Genomic DNA, 16,900 nt, shown 5'->3' on the forward strand with positions numbered 1-16,900 from the left:
CGCTGCAGGGCAGCGGCTTTCAGCTATCAGGCGGTGCCTGGAAAGGCGGCGTCAGAGCTCGACGCGGCGCGCCTGCATGAACTTGTTGCCCCAGTAGCCGCTGAGCAGGGTGTCCACCCGGACATCCTTGCCTGCGCTCGGGGCATGCAGGAAGCGGCCGTCACCCACATAGATGCCGACGTGGTCGACCCGGCCCTTGCGACCGAAGAACACCAGGTCACCCGCGGCCAGGGCGGCACGGTCGTTGATCAGCTCGGCGTTGTTGTCGTGTGCCATCTCGCGGGAGACGCGCGGCAGTTCGATGCCCAGCGCCGAACGGAAGACGTAGCCGACCAGGCCGCTGCAGTCGAAGCCGCTGTCCGGATTGCTGCCACCCCAGCGATAGGGGGTGCCGAGCAGGGTCATCGCCCGCCGCAGCAGCGACTGCACCTTGCCATTGTCGGCGGCGCTGCCGACAACGCTGCCATTGGCAGCGCTGCTGGTGTCGTAGTTGGCGAGCAGGCGGCTCAGATCGCCGGCGACCATGGCCGAGCGGTCCATCAGCGGAATGGTGTCGTTGGCGGCCAGGTGCGGCAGCAGGGCGGCCAGCGTGGCACTGGCGGCTGCATCGGTGCGGCTGCGCTGGGGGGCCGCGGTGTCGGTCTTGCCCGTCACACGTACGCCATTGTCGGTCGCCGGGACCGGAGCAGCGTCGGCGCGTGAGGGAACGGTCTGCGACCAGGCGGGGAGGCTGGTCAGGCACAGTGCCAAGCCGAGAAGAACAGGGCGGACACTACACGGGGAAGCGGCGGTCTGGCCTTTGCACGTCAGGTCGTCAGTCGTCACGCGTCGGTCACAGAAAAAAAACGATGGGGCATCATGCCCTGTAAAAGCACTGATAAGTTAAAAATTCCGTTATAAAACCGTTATTTCCACTGTGACGTAATTCTCAATTTTGAACATGTCGCCTGTTCATTTTAGCGAAGGACGCGTTTGGCCCCTGTGTAGTGGTCCTTCCAGTAGGGCCCGCTGAGCGAGTCCAGGCGCACCGTGCCGCCGGTGCTGGGGGCGTGGACGAAGCGCCCCTCGCCGACATAGATGCCGACATGGGTGACGTTGCCGCGGCTGCCGAAGAACACCAGGTCACCCGTGGCCAGACGCTTCGGATCGATCCTCGGGCCCTGTACGGCGGCCAGGTCGCGCGAGGTGCGCGGCAGCTTCAGATCCAGCATCTCGCGGTAGACATAGGCGACCAGGCCGCTGCAGTCGAAGCCCGATTCGGGGGTGTTGCCGCCGTAACGGTAGGGCGTGCCGACCAGGCTGATGGCACGCATCAGTACTGAATTGGCGGCCTCGGGATTGTCCGGGGTGGTCGCCGGCCAGTGCGCCGACGGCGGGGGCGCCGCCGTCCGCGTGGCCTTGCCGCCGCCGCAGGCGGTCAGCAGCAGGGGCAGGACCAGCAGCAGGGCGGGCACGGACAGCCGGCGCGGGCCGGACGAAACTGGCGTGATGTGCATGTTCTCCGGATAATGCGCCACCTTGGATTGGCCGTCATGATGGCGGCGTCCCCGCCGGGCGACAACCCGCCCCAACCCGTCTGCCTCCGGCAGAACCAGACAGAGTCGCGCATGAAGATCGAAAAAGACCGCGTTGTCCGCTTCCACTACACCGTTTCCGAAGTCGGCCAGGAGCCGATCGAATCGTCCAAGGACCGCGGCGAGCCGCTGGCGATCCTGATCGGTCACGGCAACATCATCCCGGGCCTGGAAAACGCCATGATGGACAAGGAAGCCGGCGCCACCTTCAGTGTCGACGTCACGGCGGCCGACGCCTATGGCGAGCGCCGCGAAGGCCTGTCCCAGCGCGTGCCGAAGAAGCACTTCGGCAATACCAAGCTGGCGCCGGGCCAGCAGGTCGTGCTGCAGACCAACTTCGGCCCGCGTGCGGTGACCGTGCAGAAGGTCGGCATGAGCGTGGTCGACGTCGATCTCAACCATCCGATGGCCGGCAAGGACCTGCACTTCGACGTGGAAATCGTCGACGTCCGCGAAGCCGGCAAGGAAGAGATCGAGCACGGCCACGTTCACGGCGACGGCGGTCACGCGCACTGATCGCCCTGCGATCGTGACGGCAGCAACGGCCCGCTTCGGCGGGCCGTTGCATGTCTGGAACACCGCGCGCTCGTCCACGGCGCGCAAGCGGGCTGCATAATGAAGGACCTGCCCGCCGGATGTCCTGTGAACAGCGCTTCGTCTTCCCTGCAGCCGGTCGCCTCCGGCGACCGCATCGCCGTGCTGGACATACTGCGCGGGGCGGCGTTGCTGGGCATCCTGCTGATGAACATGGAGGCCTTCAGCGGACCGCTGGACCTGGCATTCACCGGTATCGACGTGCGTTGGCAGGGGATCGATTACTGGGCCGACGCCTTCGTCTATGTGTTCGTGCAGGGCAAGTTCTTCACCCTGTTCTCGCTGCTGTTCGGCGCCGGATTCGCAGTGATGGTACAGCGCGCCGAGACCGCCGGCCGCGAGTTCACTCCGTTCTATCTGCGCCGCAGCGCCGGGCTCATGCTGATCGGCCTGTGCCACGCGCTGCTGGTCTGGTCCGGCGACATCCTGGTGCTCTACGCGCTGGCGTCGCTGCCCCTGCTTGCGTGCCGCGAGGCACCGCGCAGCTGGCTGCCGTGGATGGGCGTCATCGTCTACCTCGGTGGCGCGGCGATGATGATGCTGCTCGGTGCCATGGTTTCACTGGCGACGCCGCAGGACGCGCAGCAGATGCTGGTCGACGCGCAGCAGAGCATCGCCCGGGAGCGCATGGTCTACGGACACGGCAACTGGATCCAGGCCTGCATCCAGCGCCTGCATGAGTTTGGTTCGTCGATGGGGGCGCTGCTGATCACCGGCCCGGCGGTACTGGGCATGTTCCTGATCGGCAGTGGACTGGCCGGCAGTGGTGCCCTGGCCGCGCCGGAACGCCATCCGCGCCTGTTCGCGGCGCTGCGCTGGGTCGCCTTGCCGCTGGGCCTGCTGGTCACCGTGCTGGGTGTGGCCTGGAAACCTTACCTGGCACCCGGTGCCTACGACCTTGGTGTGACCTCGGCGATGGCGCTGGTGACGATCGGCGCGCTGCCGATGTGCCTGGGCTACCTCGCCTGGATCGTGCAGTGGCGCGCGCGGCTGGGCTGGCTGGCGCCGGTCGGCCGGATGGCGCTGACCCACTACCTGGGGCAGTCGCTGTTGTGCACCTGGGTGTTCTACCACCATGGCCTGGGCTATTTCGACGTGATGCCGCGCAGCGTGCAGCTGCTCTTCGCTGTGCTGCTGTTCGCCGCGCAGGTCGCGCTTTCCCATGCCTGGCTGCGCCGCTTCCGCTTCGGACCGATGGAGTGGCTGTGGCGGGCGATGACCTATCGCCAGTGGCCGCCGATGCGCCGCGAGGCTGGAAGGGGCTGACCGATGCAGGGGGCGCGCGATGACGTGATCGTGATCGGTGCCGGTGCCATCGGCCTGGCGACTGCGCTGGCGTTGTGCGGACAGGGACGGCAGGTACGGGTGATCGATCGTGGCCGCGTGGGCGCAGCGACGTCGTACGGCAACTGCGGCACCGTCACGCCCAGTCATGCACCGCCCCTGACCGCGCCGGGTGTGCCGCTGCGTGCGTTGCGCTGGATGCTCGACCCACGCGCGCCACTGTATGTGCGCAGCCGCCTCGATCCCGCACTGTGGCGCTGGCTGCTGCAGTTCAGCGCGCGCTGCAATGCGCGGCATTGGCTGCAGGCCACGCGCGCGCGCGCTGCGCTGTTGAATGATTCCCGCGTGCGCCTGGCCGAATGGGTGGGAACCCATGGGCTGGACTGTGAATTCGAGACGCGCGGCCTGGATTACGTGTTCGGTGATGCACGCAGCTTCGATCAGCATATCGCCCAGTGCGAGGCGCTGGATGCGCACGGCATTGCGACCCGCTGCATCGATGGCGGCCACTACGCACGCGACAATCCGGCGTTCCATGATCGGCTTGCCGGTGCGATCCATTTCCCCGGCGACGCGCAGCTGCGCCCGGACCGATTCACTGCGGAGCTGGCGCGGGTACTGCGTGCGCAGGGCGTCGAGATCGACGAGCAGGTCGAGATGCAGGGCTTCAGCGGCGACGTACACGGGGTCCGGGTACAGGCCGGCGGACGCACGCTGCGCGCGCGCGAACTGGTGCTGGCCACCGGCCCGTGGTCGCCGCGATGGGCACGGCTGCTCGACCTGCGGGTGCCGATCCAGCCCGGCAAGGGGTACTCGCTGACCTGGTCACGCCCGCCGCTGGTGCCGGCCCGTCCGGTGGTGCTGAAAGATCACTCCGTGTTCGTGATCGCCTGGCGCGACGCGCTGCGACTGGGGGGCACGATGGAATTCGCCGGTGCCGACCCGCAGCTGCGTGCGCAGCGCCTGCAGGCGTTGCAGCTGGCCGCTGATCGCCACCTGCGCATGCCTCGTGGCGAGCAGCTGCAGGAGCAGTGGTGCGGCTGGCGTCCGATGAGCGTGGACGATGTACCGTTGATCGGCCGCGCGCCTGCGCATCCTCACGTCTGGCTTGCGGCAGGGCATGGCATGCTCGGCATCAGCATGAGTGCCGGCACCGGCCAGCTGATCGCCGATCTCGTCTGTGGCCGCACGCCAGCGATCGATCCTGCCCCTTACCGACCCGAGCGATTCCGATGAACACGGCTTCACATGATTACGACCTGATCGTCCTTGGCGGCGGCTCTGCCGGCCTGGCCGGCGCCATCCGCGCCGCGCAGTACGGCAAGCGCGTAGCGCTGCTGGAACCCGGTGAACTGGGCGGGACCTGCGTCAATGTTGGCTGCGTACCGAAGAAGGCGATGTGGCTGGCCGCCGATCTGCACGAGCGTATCGGCCTGGCAAGCGCGATGGGCTTCGATGTGCCGCCACGACCGGCACTGTCGTGGAAGGAACTGGTGATCCATCGCCAGGCCTATATCAGCAACATCCATACCAGCTACCACAAGCGTCTGGATGAAACCGGCGTCGTCCGCATCCCGGCGCGCGGCCACCTGCTCGACGCGCACACGGTGGCCTGCAGCGACGGGGTGCGCTACACCGCCGACCACATCCTGATCGCCACCGGAGCGCACCCGCAGCGTCCGGACATCCCCGGCGCGGAGCTGGGCCTGGTATCCGACGACTTCTTCGAGTTGCGTGCGGCCCCGGCCGAGGTCGCGATCATCGGCGGCGGCTACATCGCGGTGGAGCTGGCCGGGCTGCTGCAGGCGCTGGGCAGCCGGGTGAGCCTGCTGGTACGCGGCAAGCGCCTGCTGGAACGCTTCGACTACGAGCTGACCGATCAGCTGGCGGAAAACCTCCGCCAGCAGGGCGTGCGCATCTACTTTGATTACCGCCTGCGCGAACTGCAGCGCGACGGTGAGCGCGTCCGCGCCTTCGGCCATGATGGCCCCATGGACAGCGTGTTCGACGCGGTGTTCTTCGCCACCGGCCGCCGTGGCAACAGCCGGGGCCTGGGCCTGGAGGCGCTGGGCATCGACATCGGCGAGCACGAGCAGGTGCAGGTGGATGAATGGCAGACCACGGCGGTACCCAGCATCCATGCCGTGGGGGATATCGCGGGCAAGGTGGGCCTGACCCCGGTGGCGGTGGCTGCATCGCGTCGGTTGATGGACCGTCTGTTCGGTGGCCGCCCACAGTCGAAGATGGACTATGAGAATGTGGCCAGCGTGGTGTTTTCGCATCCGCCGCTGGGGGCGGTGGGCATGGGTGAGGAGGAGGCGCGTGCCTGCTTCAAGCAGGTGACGGTCTATCACAGCCGTTTCCGGCCGATGCTGCAGGCACTGGCCAACGGTACCCAGCGCAGCCTGTTCAAGATGGTCTGCGCCGGGCCGGAAGAGCGCGTGGTGGGAGTGCACCTGCTGGGCGAGGCCGCGGACGAGATCCTGCAGGGCTTCGCGGTGGCGGTGAAGATGGGAGCGACCAAGGCCCAGTTCGATGACACGGTGGCGATCCACCCGACCTCCGCAGAGGAAGTGGTGCTGATGCGCTGACGCTGCGGTTGCCGCGTCGGGCCATGCGACAATGGGCGTCCACACGCACCCCCGGGCCGCCCTGCGCGGCCCGCCGCTGTTCCCATGTCAAGCTCCTCCCCGCGCATCGCCACCGCATCCCCACGCATCGCCCTGGGGGGAATCGGCCTGGCGGCGATCGGCGCCGTTGCCGCATCCGGCAAGGCGGTGATCGTCAAGCTCGGCCTGCGCCACGGTGTCGATGCGACCACGCTGCTGGCGCTGCGCATGCTGATGGCACTGCCCCTGTTCGCACTGATGGCGGTGTGGGCTTCGCGCCGTGTCGAGCCGCTGTCGTGGGCAGACCGGGCGCGCGTGCTGTGGCTGGGGTTCACCGGCTACTACCTGTCCAGCCTGCTGGATTTCCAGGGTCTGCAGTACATCAGCGTCACGCTGGAACGATTGATCCTCTACCTCAACCCGACGCTGGTGCTGCTGATCAACGTGCTGCTGGCGCGGCAGCGGCCAGGGCGCTGGCAGGTCGCCGCGCTGGTGCTGAGCTACCTGGGGGTGCTGCTGGCGTTCGGCCACGATCTGCAGCGGGAGGGCGGGCAGATCATCGTCGGCAGCCTGCTGGTGCTGGGCAGCGCGCTCAGCTATGCGCTGTACCTGTTCGGCAGCGGCCAGGTGGTGGCACGGATCGGCGCGGTGCGCCTGACCGCCTATGCCAGCTGCGTGGCCAGCGGTCTGGTGCTGCTGCATTTCGCCATCACCCATCCGCTGCCACTGCTGTGGCAGGCACCTGCACCGGTGCAGTGGCTGTCGCTGGTCAACGCCACGGTCTGCACCGTGCTGCCGGTGCTGGCGATCATGCTGGCGGTGCAGCGCGTGGGTTCCTCGCTGGCAGCGCAGGTCGGTATGCTGGGGCCTGTTTCCACCATCGTGATGAGCCTATGGCTGCTCGACGAACCGATGGGGCCGGCGCAGATCGCCGGCACCGTGCTGGTCCTGCTCGGCGTGCTGCTGGTGACGCGTCTGCGCCGCTGACGCCGGACCAGGCGCGCGCGCGCATCCTGGCGGTGATCCACGCGATCCCGCCGGGACACGTGATGGGCTATGGACAGGTGGCGATGCGCGCGGGCCTGCCGGGGCGGGCACGCTTGACGGCACGCATTCTCGGCCAGAACGATGACCCGACACTGCCCTGGCACCGCGTGCTGCGTTCTGACGGACGCATCGCCATGGCGGAGGGGTCGGCGGGCTGGCGGGAACAGTCGCAGCGGCTGCGCGCGGAAGGCGTGGTGGTGGAGAACGGCCGGGTGCGGATGCCGGCGTCCGACCCGGCGGCGGCGCTGGATGCCGCCGTGTGGGGACCGGGCTGAGCGCGACCGGGGTCTGAACGGGCCGCACGCGGCAGACGCCGACACGACACGATGGTGCGGCTATGATGGAGACCGTTCCATGCCGGTGTCCCCATGTTCCCGCGACTGCCAACCGTCACCAAGGCCCTGCTGATCGCCAACGCGATCCTGTTCCTGTTGCAGCAGCCGTTCCTGCTCGGCAACCAGACCTTCGAGCCGTTCATGCTGCAGCCGCTGCAGCAGGGCTTCGATGCGTTCTCCCCGGGTGGCAACTTCCAGCCGTGGCAGCTGCTGACCTACGGCTTCCTGCACGGCAGCTTCGGCCACCTGTTCTTCAACATGCTGGCCGTTTTCATGTTCGGTGCGCCGCTGGAACAGACCTGGGGCGAGAAGCGCTTCCTGCTCTACTACCTGGTATGCGTGGCGGGCGCCGGCGTCTGCCAGCTGCTGGTGGGGACGCTGCTGGAGAATCCGGCCACGGTGCTGGGCGCGTCCGGTGGTGTGTTCGGCCTGCTGCTGGCGTACGGCATGTTGTTCCCGAACCAGCGGGTGATGCTGCTGTTCCCACCGATTCCGATGAAGGCGCGCACGTTCGTGATCCTGTTCGGTGTCGGTGAACTGGTGCTGGGCATGACCGGCTGGCAGCCGGGCGTGGCGCACTTCGCGCACCTGGGTGGCATGTTGTTCGGCTGGCTGCTGATCCGCTACTGGCGCGGCCAGCCACCGTTCAACAAGCGCCGTCCCCCCGGCCCGCCGAACCGTCCGAATCATCTGCGCAGCGTCAAATGATCCGCAGGGTCATTTGATGCAGCAGGTGCCAACCGTGGTTGGCACACCCCTACAGATCCTGCAGGATCACCTGCGCGGCATTGTGGCCCGGCGCGCCGGTCACGCCGCCGCCGGGATGCGTGCCTGAACCACACAGGTAAAGCCCGGGCAGGGCACCGCGGTAGCCGGCCTGGCCGATCATCGGCCGCGCCGAGAACAGCTGGTTGGGACTGAGCGCACCGTGGAAGATATCGCCGCCCACCAGGCCGAACGTCCGCTCCAGATCCAGCGGTGACAGCACTTGCCGACCGAGCACGCTGTCGGCGAAGCCGGGCGCGTACCGATCGACGGTGGCGATCATCAGGTCGGCGACGGTATCGCGATGCGTGTCCCAATGCCCACCGTCGGGCAGGACCGGTGCCACATGCTGGCAGAACAGGCTGGCGACGTGCTGGTCCGGCGGCGCCAGCGAATCGTCCAGCGTGCTGGGAATCAGCATCTCCACGATCGGCTCGCGCGACCAGCCGTCGCGCCGCGCATCCAGCCACGCGCGGTCCATGTAGTCGAGGCTGGGCGCCATGATGATGCCGGCATTGAGGTGCTCACCGGCGCCGGGCAGGGCGTGGAAGTCCGGCAGCCGCGACAGCGCCACGTTCATCCGGAAGGTGCCCGAACCGCAGCGCCACTGCGCCATGCGTTCGCGCGTCGCCGCGGGCACCTGCTCCGGCTCCAGCAACTGCTCGTAGAGCAGTTTTGGATTGACGTTGGCCACCACCACGCGCGCGCGCAGTACGTCCCCGCCGGCCAGCTCAACGCCCACCGCGCGTCCGTGCTCGACCAGCAGCCGCTTCACGCCGGCATCCACGCGCAGTTCTGCGCCGGCTGCGCGCGCCGATGCAGCGATGGCCTGGCTGATCGCGCCCATGCCACCGATTGCATGGCCCCAGGCACCCTTCACCCCGTTGCACTGGCCGAACACGTGGTGCAGCAGGACATAGGCGCTGCCGGGCGTGTACGGACTGGCGTAGTTGCCGACGATGCCATCGAATCCGAACAGGGCCTTGATCGGCTCGCTTTCAAACCAGCGGTCCAGATAGTCGGCGGCCGACAGCGTGAACAGATCAAGCAGCTCCTGGCGCAGGGCAGGGGACAGTGCTGCCAGTTCCCGGCCGAGCCGGCCCATCCGCCACAGTGCGGGCAATGCGCGCCAGCCGCCTGCGACGCCGAGGTCCGGCGGCGCGCGCAGGGCCCAGGCGCGCAGCACGTCGGCGAAGACCTCCAGCCTCGCCTCATAGGCTGGCAGGCGCTGCGCATCCCGTTCGGAGAACTTCGCCACCTCGGCCTGGGTACGGCCGGGTGCCGACAGCAGATAGCGGCCGTCAGGCAACGGCAGGAAATTGTTGGCCGGGCGGGCGACGACGCGCAGCCCATGCGCGTGCAGCTGCAGTTCGTCGATCACCTTAGGCTGCAGCAGCGAGACGGTGTAGGAGGCGACCGAGTTGCGGAAGCCCGGATGGAACTCCTCGGTGACCGCTGCGCCGCCGAGCACGCCACGGCGTTCGAGCACCAGTACTTTCCTGCCGGCACGGGCAAGATAGGCCGCGCAGACCAGGCCATTGTGGCCGCCGCCGACGATGACTGCATCCCACGCGGTCATGCGGTGCGGATCGCCGCTTCGATGGTCGCGATGTCGATCTTCTTCATCGGCATCATCGCGTTGAAGGCGCGCTTGGCCAAGGCCTTGTCCGGGCTGGTCACCGCTTCGATCAGCATGCGCGGACTGATCTGCCATGAGATGCCCCAGCGGTCCTTGCACCAGCCGCACTGGCTCTCCTGCCCACCGTTGCCGACGATCGCGTTCCACAGGCGGTCGGTCTCGGCCTGGTCCTCGGTCTGGATCTGGAACGAGAACGCTTCGCTGTGCCTGAACGCGGTGCCGCCGTTGAGCCCGACGCAGGGAATGCCGCAGACGGTGAACTCGACCGTCAGCACGTTGCCCTCCTTGCCGTCCGGATAGTCACCCGGTGCGTGATGCACGGCCGTTACCGCGCTGTCGGGCAGGATCCCGGCGTAGAACGTGGCGGCCTCGAGTGCTTCGCTGTCGTACCAGATGCAGATCGTGTTCTTGTGGGCCATGGTCGGGCTCCGCTGCAGGACGAAGGCGCAGCGATAGCATGCCGCGTGTTAATGGCGGATCGTGCTGCATGCGCAAAAAAAAGGGCGCCCGAGGGCGCCCTTCGTGTCACGGACGGCTGGCTCAGCGCCAGACCTTGATCTGCTCGGCATCGCTGCGCTGCATCGGCTGGCCGGCCTTGCAGCTGAAGGTGGCGCCGAACGCCGGGAGGTTGGCCAGCGTGCCGTTGGTGCGCCACATGCCCGGCGCGCGGATGTCGGCGGTCAGGCGGCGTGCGGCTTCGTTGGGCGACAGCTGCTGCGCCCACAACGCGGCCCAGGCACGGAAGAAGCCCTGCTGCTGGGCCGGCTTGGCCTTCGGCTCCTGTGCGGTGTAGGCCGCCCAGGCCAGTTCCAGGCCGGCGATGTCGGCCAGGTTCTCTTCCTGGGTCAACGTGCCATTGACCTTGGCGCCCTTCACGCCCGGGAACTCATAGGCGCCGTACTGGGCGGCCACGCGGCTGCCGAGCAGGGTCCAGGCCGTCTTGTCGGCCGGCGTCCACCAGCTGCGCAGTTCGCCCTTGGCATCGACCAGCGCGCCCTTGGCATCGATGGCACGGGTCAGCTCGTGGCCGACCAGGCCGCCGAAGCTGCCGAACTTGTCGGCGCTGTCGGCCTTGGCGTTGAACACCGGGCCCTGCAGGATGGCCGCGGTGACGATCAGGCGGTTCTGCGCCAGGTCATAGGCCAGCGACGGCTGTTGCGGCAGCACGTCCCAGCGACGGTCGGCATTGCCCTTGCCGATGCGCTTCATCTCCTCGCGATGGCGCCAGGTCGAGGCGATCAGCATGTTGCCACCGAACGAGCCCCGGCCCATCGGCTGCACGGTGTAGTCGAGGTCGCGCAGCGGGGTGCCGATCTCGATCTTCAGCGCCGCCAGCTTGGCCTGTGCTTCAGCCTTGGCTTCGGCACTCATCCACGTGCTGTTCCTGACGGCCTCGATCTGCACCTCGCGGACCTTGTCGACGATCCATGCCGCCTGCCGGCGGTCTTCGGCCGAGAGATGGCGGGCAGCGTACTCGCGGCCGACCATCGGACCGGCCGCCACATTGATGGCATCGAGCACCGCTTCCCAGCGCTGCGGCGGCAGCGTCTGCCCGCGCAGTACGCGGCCGCGGAACTCAAACTCGGCGTCCCGGTAGGCCTTGGACAGGTACGGCGCCATCGAGTCGCCCACGCGCCAGCGCAGGTAGGCCTTCCACTGGTCCGGCTTGAGCTTGGTGACCATGCCATCCAGCTGCTGGAACAGGCCCGGGTCGGCCAGCGATACCAGATCGTCGTTCACACCCTGTACTTTCAGGAACGCCTCCAGCTGCAGGTTGCGGTAGCGGCTGTTGAGTTCCTTGGTGGAGATCGGCGCGTAGTTGTTGAACGGGTTGTTGATGCCGGCCAGCGACTGTGCATTGCGCGCCAGCTCGGTTTCCAGCGCGATCACCGCCTGCGACTCCGCATCGAGCTTGGCTGCCGGCGTACCGGTCAGCGCCAGGATCTGCTTGACGTAGGTGCGGTAGCGGCCCATCAGCGCCACGGTATCGGCATCGGTGCGGGTATAGAACGCCGGATCCGGCAGGCCCATGCCGCCCTGCATGAAGTAGCCGATATGACGGTCCAGTGCCTTCAGGTCGACGTCCGGACCGAAGTTGAAGGCGACCGGGATGCCGACCTGATGCAGTGCAGCGATCGACGCCGGCACATCCTTGGATTTCTTGATCGCATTGATGCGGGTCAGCAGCGGCGCGATCGGATTGGAGCCATCGGCTTCCACCGCCGCCTCGTCCAGGCCGCTGGCCCAGAAGTCGCCCAGCAGCTTCTGCACGTTGCCCTGCGGCGACGTCATGGCCGCATCGAGCAGTTCGCGCTGTTGCTGCCTGCTGCGCTCGACCAGCTGGCCCAGCGCGGTGGTGGCTCCGGTCTGCGGTACCGGGTTGGCCTTCAGCCAGCCAGCGTTGGTGGCGCCGTAGAAGTCGCTGCACTGGGCACTGACGGCCGGGGCGCGGGCGGCCTTTTTCTTTGCGGCGAACGCATCATGGCTCGGGACCAGGGTCGCCAGGCTGATGCCCAGGGCGATGGCAAGCGGACGGAAATTGGGCATGTAGAACGAATCCATGATGGATTGAGGGCGGGCGCACTATAGCAAGCCGCGCATGGGCGCAGCATGCACGTATCACGGTATGCCTGGCGGCCGTGGCGGGTCGCGCAAAAACAAGGGCCCGGGAGATCCCGGGCCCTTGCAGGTCTGCCTTGGCGTCAGCCGTGGCTTACCAGATCACCACCTGCTGCTCGCCGCTGCGCGCCATCGGTGCACCGGCCTTGCACTGGAACGCGGCCGCGAAGGTCGGCAGGTTCGAGGGCGCGCCCATCGCGCGGAACTGCGCCGGGGCGTGCGGATCGGTGGCCAGGCGGACCTTGGCGTTTTCCGGGGTGTACTTGGTACGCCACACGGTGGCCCAGTTGAAGAAGAAGCGCTGATCGCGGGTGAAGCCGTCGACCTTCGGATCTTCCTTGCCGGCCGAGGCCTTCTGCAGCGCATCGTAGGCCGTGGCCAGGCCACCCAGGTCGGCGATGTTCTCGCCCAGGGTCAGGTGGCCGTTCACGGCCTGGCCGTCAACCTTGTACTGGTCGAACTGCTTGACCAGCTTGCCGGTCAGGCCTTCGAAGTTCTTCTTGTCGGCCGGCGTCCACCAGTCTTCCATGTTGCCGGTCGGCCCGAAGCGCGCGCCCTGATCGTCGTAGCCATGGGTCATCTCATGGCCGATCACCGCACCGATGCCACCGTAGTTCAGCGCATCGTCTGCCTTCGGATCGAAGAACGGCGGCTGCAGGATGGCGGCCGGGAACACGATCTCGTTCTGCAGCGGGTTGTAGTAGGCGTTGACCGTCTGCGGGGTCATGCCCCACTCGGTCTTGTCCACCGGCTTGCCGATCTTGGACAGATTGAACTTGTAGTTGAACTCGTTGGCCGCACGCACGTTGGCCAGGTAGCTGTCGCGCTGGGTCTGCAGGCCCGACCAGTCACGCCACTTGTCCGGGTAGCCGATCTTCGGAGTGAAGGTTTCCCACTTCGCGATGGCCTTGGCCTTGGTTTCCTCGCTCATCCAGCTCAGGCCCTGGATGCGTTCCTTCAGCGAGGCAGCCAGGTTCTTCACCAGTTCTTCCATCTTCGCCTTGGCTTCCGGCGAGAAGGCAACCTTCACGTACAGCTGGCCGAACGCTTCGCCGGCATCGTTCTCGATGGTGCCCAGCACGCGCTTCCAACGCGGCTTCTGTTCCTTCTGGCCGTTGAGGGTCTTGCCGTAGAACGCGTAGTTCTCCTGGACGAAGGCATCGGCCAGGTACGGCGAGGCGCCATCGACGGTGTGGAAGCGCAGGTAGGCGCGCCAGACCGACGGGTCGGTGTCGCCCAGCGCCTTGCTCACTTCCTCATGGAAGGCCGGCATCGCCAGCGAGAACTTCTCCGGCGCAGCAACGCCCTGCGACTTGAAGAACTCGGTCCAGCTGAAGTTCGGGGTCAGCTTGTCGGCGTCAGCCAGGGTGACCGGGTTGTAGTACAGCTCCACATTGCGCGACAGTTCGACGCGCGACTTGGACGCCTTGGCCAGGCGGGTCTCGAACTTGACCACGTCCTCAGCCTGCTTGGCGGCGTCGGCTGCCGGCACGCCGGACAGTTCCAGCACCTTGGCGACGTGCGCCTGGTAGGCCTTGAGCTTGTCGGCGTTCTTGGCGTCGGTGTAGTACGTGCTGTCAGGCAGGCCCAGGCCGCCCTGGCTGGCATAGGCCAGGTTCATGGTCGAGTTCTTGAAGTCGGCCTCGGCGCCGAAGCCGAACAGCACGTTCTCGCCCTTGGCTGCGCTGGTGCGCAGGTAGTCGGCGATGGCGGCCTTGTCCTGCAGGCCGTCGATGGCGGCCAGGTCGGCCTTCAGCGGCTCGATGCCCTGGGCGTTGATCTTGGCCTCATCCATGCCGGTGGCCCACAGGTCGCCGACGATCTTCTCGATGTGGCTCGGGTTCTTGACCTGCGCGACCTGCTCGGCCAGCTGGTGCTGCACTGCCACCGAACGCTCGTCGAGGATGGTGAACGCGCCCCAGCTGGTGCGGTCGCCGGGAATCTCGTTGGCGGCCAGCCACTTGCTGTTGACGTAGTCGCCGAATGCGGTGCAGGCGTCCAGGTTGGTGTCCAGATCGCTGGGCTGGAAGGCGTTATAGGCCGGCAGCTTGCTCTCATCCAGGGTGTAGGTGGTGGCTTCGGCGGCGGCCGGGGCAGGCGCAGCGGCCTCCTTGGCCGGGGTTTCGTTCTTGCCACAGCCGGCCAGCACGGCCGACACGGCCAGGCTGAGCAGCACGATCTTGGGAGTACGCGTGATCACTATGTTTGGCCTCCAGGCCGAGTGAGTCAGGGAAGAGCCGCGGGGACGGCCGTGGGCCGAACGATACGCCGCCAGCCTACCCCGCAAGGGTGTCGAAGGTCATGGGCGGGTGCAAGGGCCAGAACGGGCAAGGGCGCCCGTGGGCGCCCTTGCCTGGCAGCGACGGGGCTTACAGGCCGCCGCCGCCGCAGCCTTTGGTCAGGTAGTCGTCGATCAACTTGAGCTGGTCGCCCATGATCGCTCGGGTCCACGCGGGGCCATGCGCGTAGTCGGCGATGGCGTGGAATTCGATCGGCTGTCCTGAATTCTTGGCCTTATTAACGAACCACTCCGACTGCTCGATCGGCACCGTACGGTCGCGGTCACCGTGGTAGACCATCAGCGGGATCTTCATCTCGCCGGCCTTGTCCAGTGGATTCAGGCCGTCAACGGTCTTGGACTGCGCCTGGCGGAAGAACGGGTTGGTATAGAAGCGTGCCCAGATCTTCTTGATGTCCGAGACGCCAGCACCGGCGATGGCACATTTGTACAACCCATTGGGGCGGACCGAGGCGGCGAACGCGGAATAACCACCGTAGGAGAAGCCGAACATGGCGATGTGGCCAGGCTGGGCGATCTTCTGCTCGATCATCCACTTGGCGCCGTCGTCCTTGTCATCCTGCATCTTCTGGCCCCACTCGGCGTCACCGGCCATCCACAGCTTGCGGCTCCAGTCGGCCGAACCGCGGAACTGCGGGCGCAGGACCGCCATGCAGCGTGAGGCCATCAGCGGTACCCACATCGAACCGTCGAAGTCCATGCCATCGCGCGCCCACGGCCCTCCATGGGGATGCACCACCGCCTTCCACGGGCCGGCACCGCATAGTCCGGTGTTCGGTGTGGTCAGGAACGCCGGAATATCCAGACCATCGCGGGCCTTGTAATAGACCAGCCTGGTATCGCCCAGCGCAGCCGGATCGATCTTCGGATAGGACTTGGCCAGCAGGGTCAGCTTGCCGTTGCGCAACAGGTGGTATTCCGGCGGGTTCGCCGGCCCGGAGACGGCCAGCACAAAGGTCTTCAGGTCCTTGCTGTAGTCGATCACGCGCACCGCGCGGCCGGTGTCGGCCTGGGTGGTCGCGCGCTGGCCCGTTGCGGGATCGACAAGGGTGACGTCGCTGGACTGGATGCCCAGGGCCTGTCGGACGCCCTGGTTGAGGCCCTTGAACACCGGATGGGTCCATTCAACCTCGTTCTCGCGCGGACCACTGTAGGTCACGCCGAGCAGTGCGCCGAACGGCACGCCCTCGACGTCCTTGTAACGGTTCACATGAACGGTGCCTGCATTGAAGAATTTGTGCTCGAACAGTACTTCCCTCTGTTTGCGGGCCGTAATGTCGTACTCATAGATGATGGTCTTGTCGCGTCCGACGTTGCTCTGGATGAAGGCGATGTTCGGGTCATCGGCGAAACCGACGACCTGGGTGATATCGCGGTCCTTCACGTGCGAGCGGAAATGTTCTTCCCACGCGTTGGTGGCAGGGTTGCGGAACTCGGTGGCGACGTAGGCGCCGGTACCGTCCACGTCCTGGCGCAGGCGTGCGCGCAGTTCGCTGTTCAGATCGGTGAGGTAGCCAGCGACACGTTCTTCGGTCTTCTGGATGCGCTGGGACGTGAAGCTGCGCAGGTTGACCTTGTAGACGTCACCGGAATTGCTGCCCGAGCCGTTGACCACCAGGATGTGGTCGGGGTCGTTGGGCAGCGTGTCCAGCACCGTGGCATTGGACAGCGCCTGTTCCAGTTCTTCGTTGCGGCTGGTGGCGCGCGGAACGCTGATCGGTTCCTTCCACTGCTTGCCTTCGGTATCGGTGATGAAGAACTTGCTGATGAAGGTCTTGTTGACCCGGTCGGTGCGCAGGTCGAAGGGCTGCCACAGCGTGACTGCCAGCAGCCCGTTCTTGATGAAGCCCACGCTCTGGAACTTCATGCGGCCCGCACCGATCGTGGTCGGTGCTGCGCTGAGATCATCGGTCTTCCAGACCAGGATCACGCGCTCTTCGCCGCGGGCCTGCAGACCGGCGATCTGCGTGCCGTCAGGCGACACGGAAAGGCTTGAAATATCCGGGAAGGCGGCCAGTTGTTCGATCGTGGGGACCGCGGGTTTGGCGTTGAGATGCAGCGGCGCGGCGACGGCCAGCGCGGCCAGCAGCAGGTAGTGCTTCATGCGACGTCTCACTGTGTCCGTGCAATGGGAA

At 66.8% G+C, this 16,900-nt stretch carries 14 protein-coding genes; 7 read left to right on the forward strand and 7 right to left on the reverse strand.

Features of this window, described 5'->3' with window-relative positions; translation table 11 throughout:
* Nucleotides 1-51 precede the first annotated feature (51 nt).
* Complete coding sequence (locus tag AC5P76_RS02575; protein ID WP_495205528.1) at nucleotides 52-825, reverse strand: C40 family peptidase; 774 nt, start codon at nucleotides 823-825, stop codon at nucleotides 52-54.
* A gap of 131 nt (nucleotides 826-956) precedes the next feature.
* Nucleotides 957-1,496 carry a C40 family peptidase gene (locus tag AC5P76_RS02580; protein WP_053516860.1) on the reverse strand — a complete coding sequence of 180 codons (540 nt, stop codon included), beginning with the start codon at nucleotides 1,494-1,496 and terminating at the stop codon, nucleotides 957-959.
* A gap of 111 nt (nucleotides 1,497-1,607) precedes the next feature.
* Between AC5P76_RS02580 and AC5P76_RS02585 the strand changes: the two genes are divergently transcribed.
* The 7 genes from AC5P76_RS02585 (at nucleotide 1,608) to AC5P76_RS02615 (ending at nucleotide 8,151) form a co-directional block, all read left to right on the forward strand.
* Entirely contained in the window at nucleotides 1,608-2,090 is a 483-nt protein-coding gene (locus AC5P76_RS02585) for an FKBP-type peptidyl-prolyl cis-trans isomerase (RefSeq protein ID WP_053516805.1), read from the forward strand.
* A gap of 99 nt (nucleotides 2,091-2,189) precedes the next feature.
* Complete coding sequence (locus tag AC5P76_RS02590) at nucleotides 2,190-3,434, forward strand: DUF418 domain-containing protein (protein WP_253118672.1); 1,245 nt, start codon at nucleotides 2,190-2,192, stop codon at nucleotides 3,432-3,434.
* Between the two features lie 3 nt (nucleotides 3,435-3,437).
* Entirely contained in the window at nucleotides 3,438-4,688 is a 1,251-nt protein-coding gene (locus AC5P76_RS02595) for an NAD(P)/FAD-dependent oxidoreductase (protein WP_253118673.1), read from the forward strand.
* Nucleotides 4,685-6,043, forward strand: a complete 1,359-nt coding sequence (gorA, locus tag AC5P76_RS02600; RefSeq protein ID WP_065181838.1) for a glutathione-disulfide reductase — start codon at nucleotides 4,685-4,687, stop codon at nucleotides 6,041-6,043. The genes AC5P76_RS02595 and gorA overlap by 4 nt, the downstream gene beginning before the upstream one ends.
* 84 nt (nucleotides 6,044-6,127) lie before the next feature.
* Complete coding sequence (locus AC5P76_RS02605) at nucleotides 6,128-7,048, forward strand: DMT family transporter (protein WP_065181839.1); 921 nt, start codon at nucleotides 6,128-6,130, stop codon at nucleotides 7,046-7,048.
* Nucleotides 6,955-7,383, forward strand: a complete 429-nt coding sequence (locus tag AC5P76_RS02610; protein WP_253118674.1) for an MGMT family protein — start codon at nucleotides 6,955-6,957, stop codon at nucleotides 7,381-7,383. Before AC5P76_RS02605 ends, AC5P76_RS02610 begins: the two co-directional genes overlap by 94 nt.
* Nucleotides 7,384-7,476: 93 nt before the next feature.
* Nucleotides 7,477-8,151, forward strand: a complete 675-nt coding sequence (locus AC5P76_RS02615; RefSeq protein WP_053516819.1) for a rhomboid family intramembrane serine protease — start codon at nucleotides 7,477-7,479, stop codon at nucleotides 8,149-8,151.
* A gap of 49 nt (nucleotides 8,152-8,200) precedes the next feature.
* Here AC5P76_RS02615 and AC5P76_RS02620 read toward each other — a convergent pair whose 3' ends face one another.
* The 5 genes from AC5P76_RS02620 to AC5P76_RS02640 all read right to left on the reverse strand — a co-directional run bounded on the left by AC5P76_RS02620 (nucleotide 8,201) and on the right by AC5P76_RS02640 (nucleotide 16,869).
* Nucleotides 8,201-9,787 (reverse strand): phytoene desaturase family protein, encoded by a 1,587-nt coding sequence (locus AC5P76_RS02620; protein WP_253118675.1) that lies wholly within the window; start codon nucleotides 9,785-9,787, stop codon nucleotides 8,201-8,203.
* Nucleotides 9,784-10,266, reverse strand: a complete 483-nt coding sequence (locus AC5P76_RS02625; RefSeq protein ID WP_053516822.1) for a VOC family protein — start codon at nucleotides 10,264-10,266, stop codon at nucleotides 9,784-9,786. Before AC5P76_RS02625 ends, AC5P76_RS02620 begins: the two co-directional genes overlap by 4 nt.
* Before the next feature lie 121 nt (nucleotides 10,267-10,387).
* Nucleotides 10,388-12,394 (reverse strand): M13 family metallopeptidase, encoded by a 2,007-nt coding sequence (locus tag AC5P76_RS02630; protein WP_053516862.1) that lies wholly within the window; start codon nucleotides 12,392-12,394, stop codon nucleotides 10,388-10,390.
* A 166-nt stretch (nucleotides 12,395-12,560) separates the two neighbouring features.
* Nucleotides 12,561-14,663: a M13 family metallopeptidase gene (locus tag AC5P76_RS02635; protein ID WP_180876129.1), complete on the reverse strand. Its 2,103-nt coding sequence runs from the start codon at nucleotides 14,661-14,663 to the stop codon at nucleotides 12,561-12,563.
* A 172-nt stretch (nucleotides 14,664-14,835) separates the two neighbouring features.
* Complete coding sequence (locus tag AC5P76_RS02640; protein WP_253118676.1) at nucleotides 14,836-16,869, reverse strand: alpha/beta hydrolase family protein; 2,034 nt, start codon at nucleotides 16,867-16,869, stop codon at nucleotides 14,836-14,838.
* Nucleotides 16,870-16,900 lie beyond the last annotated feature (31 nt).

The sequence above is a fragment of the Stenotrophomonas sp. YJH_SMC_36 genome, assembly GCF_059369935.1.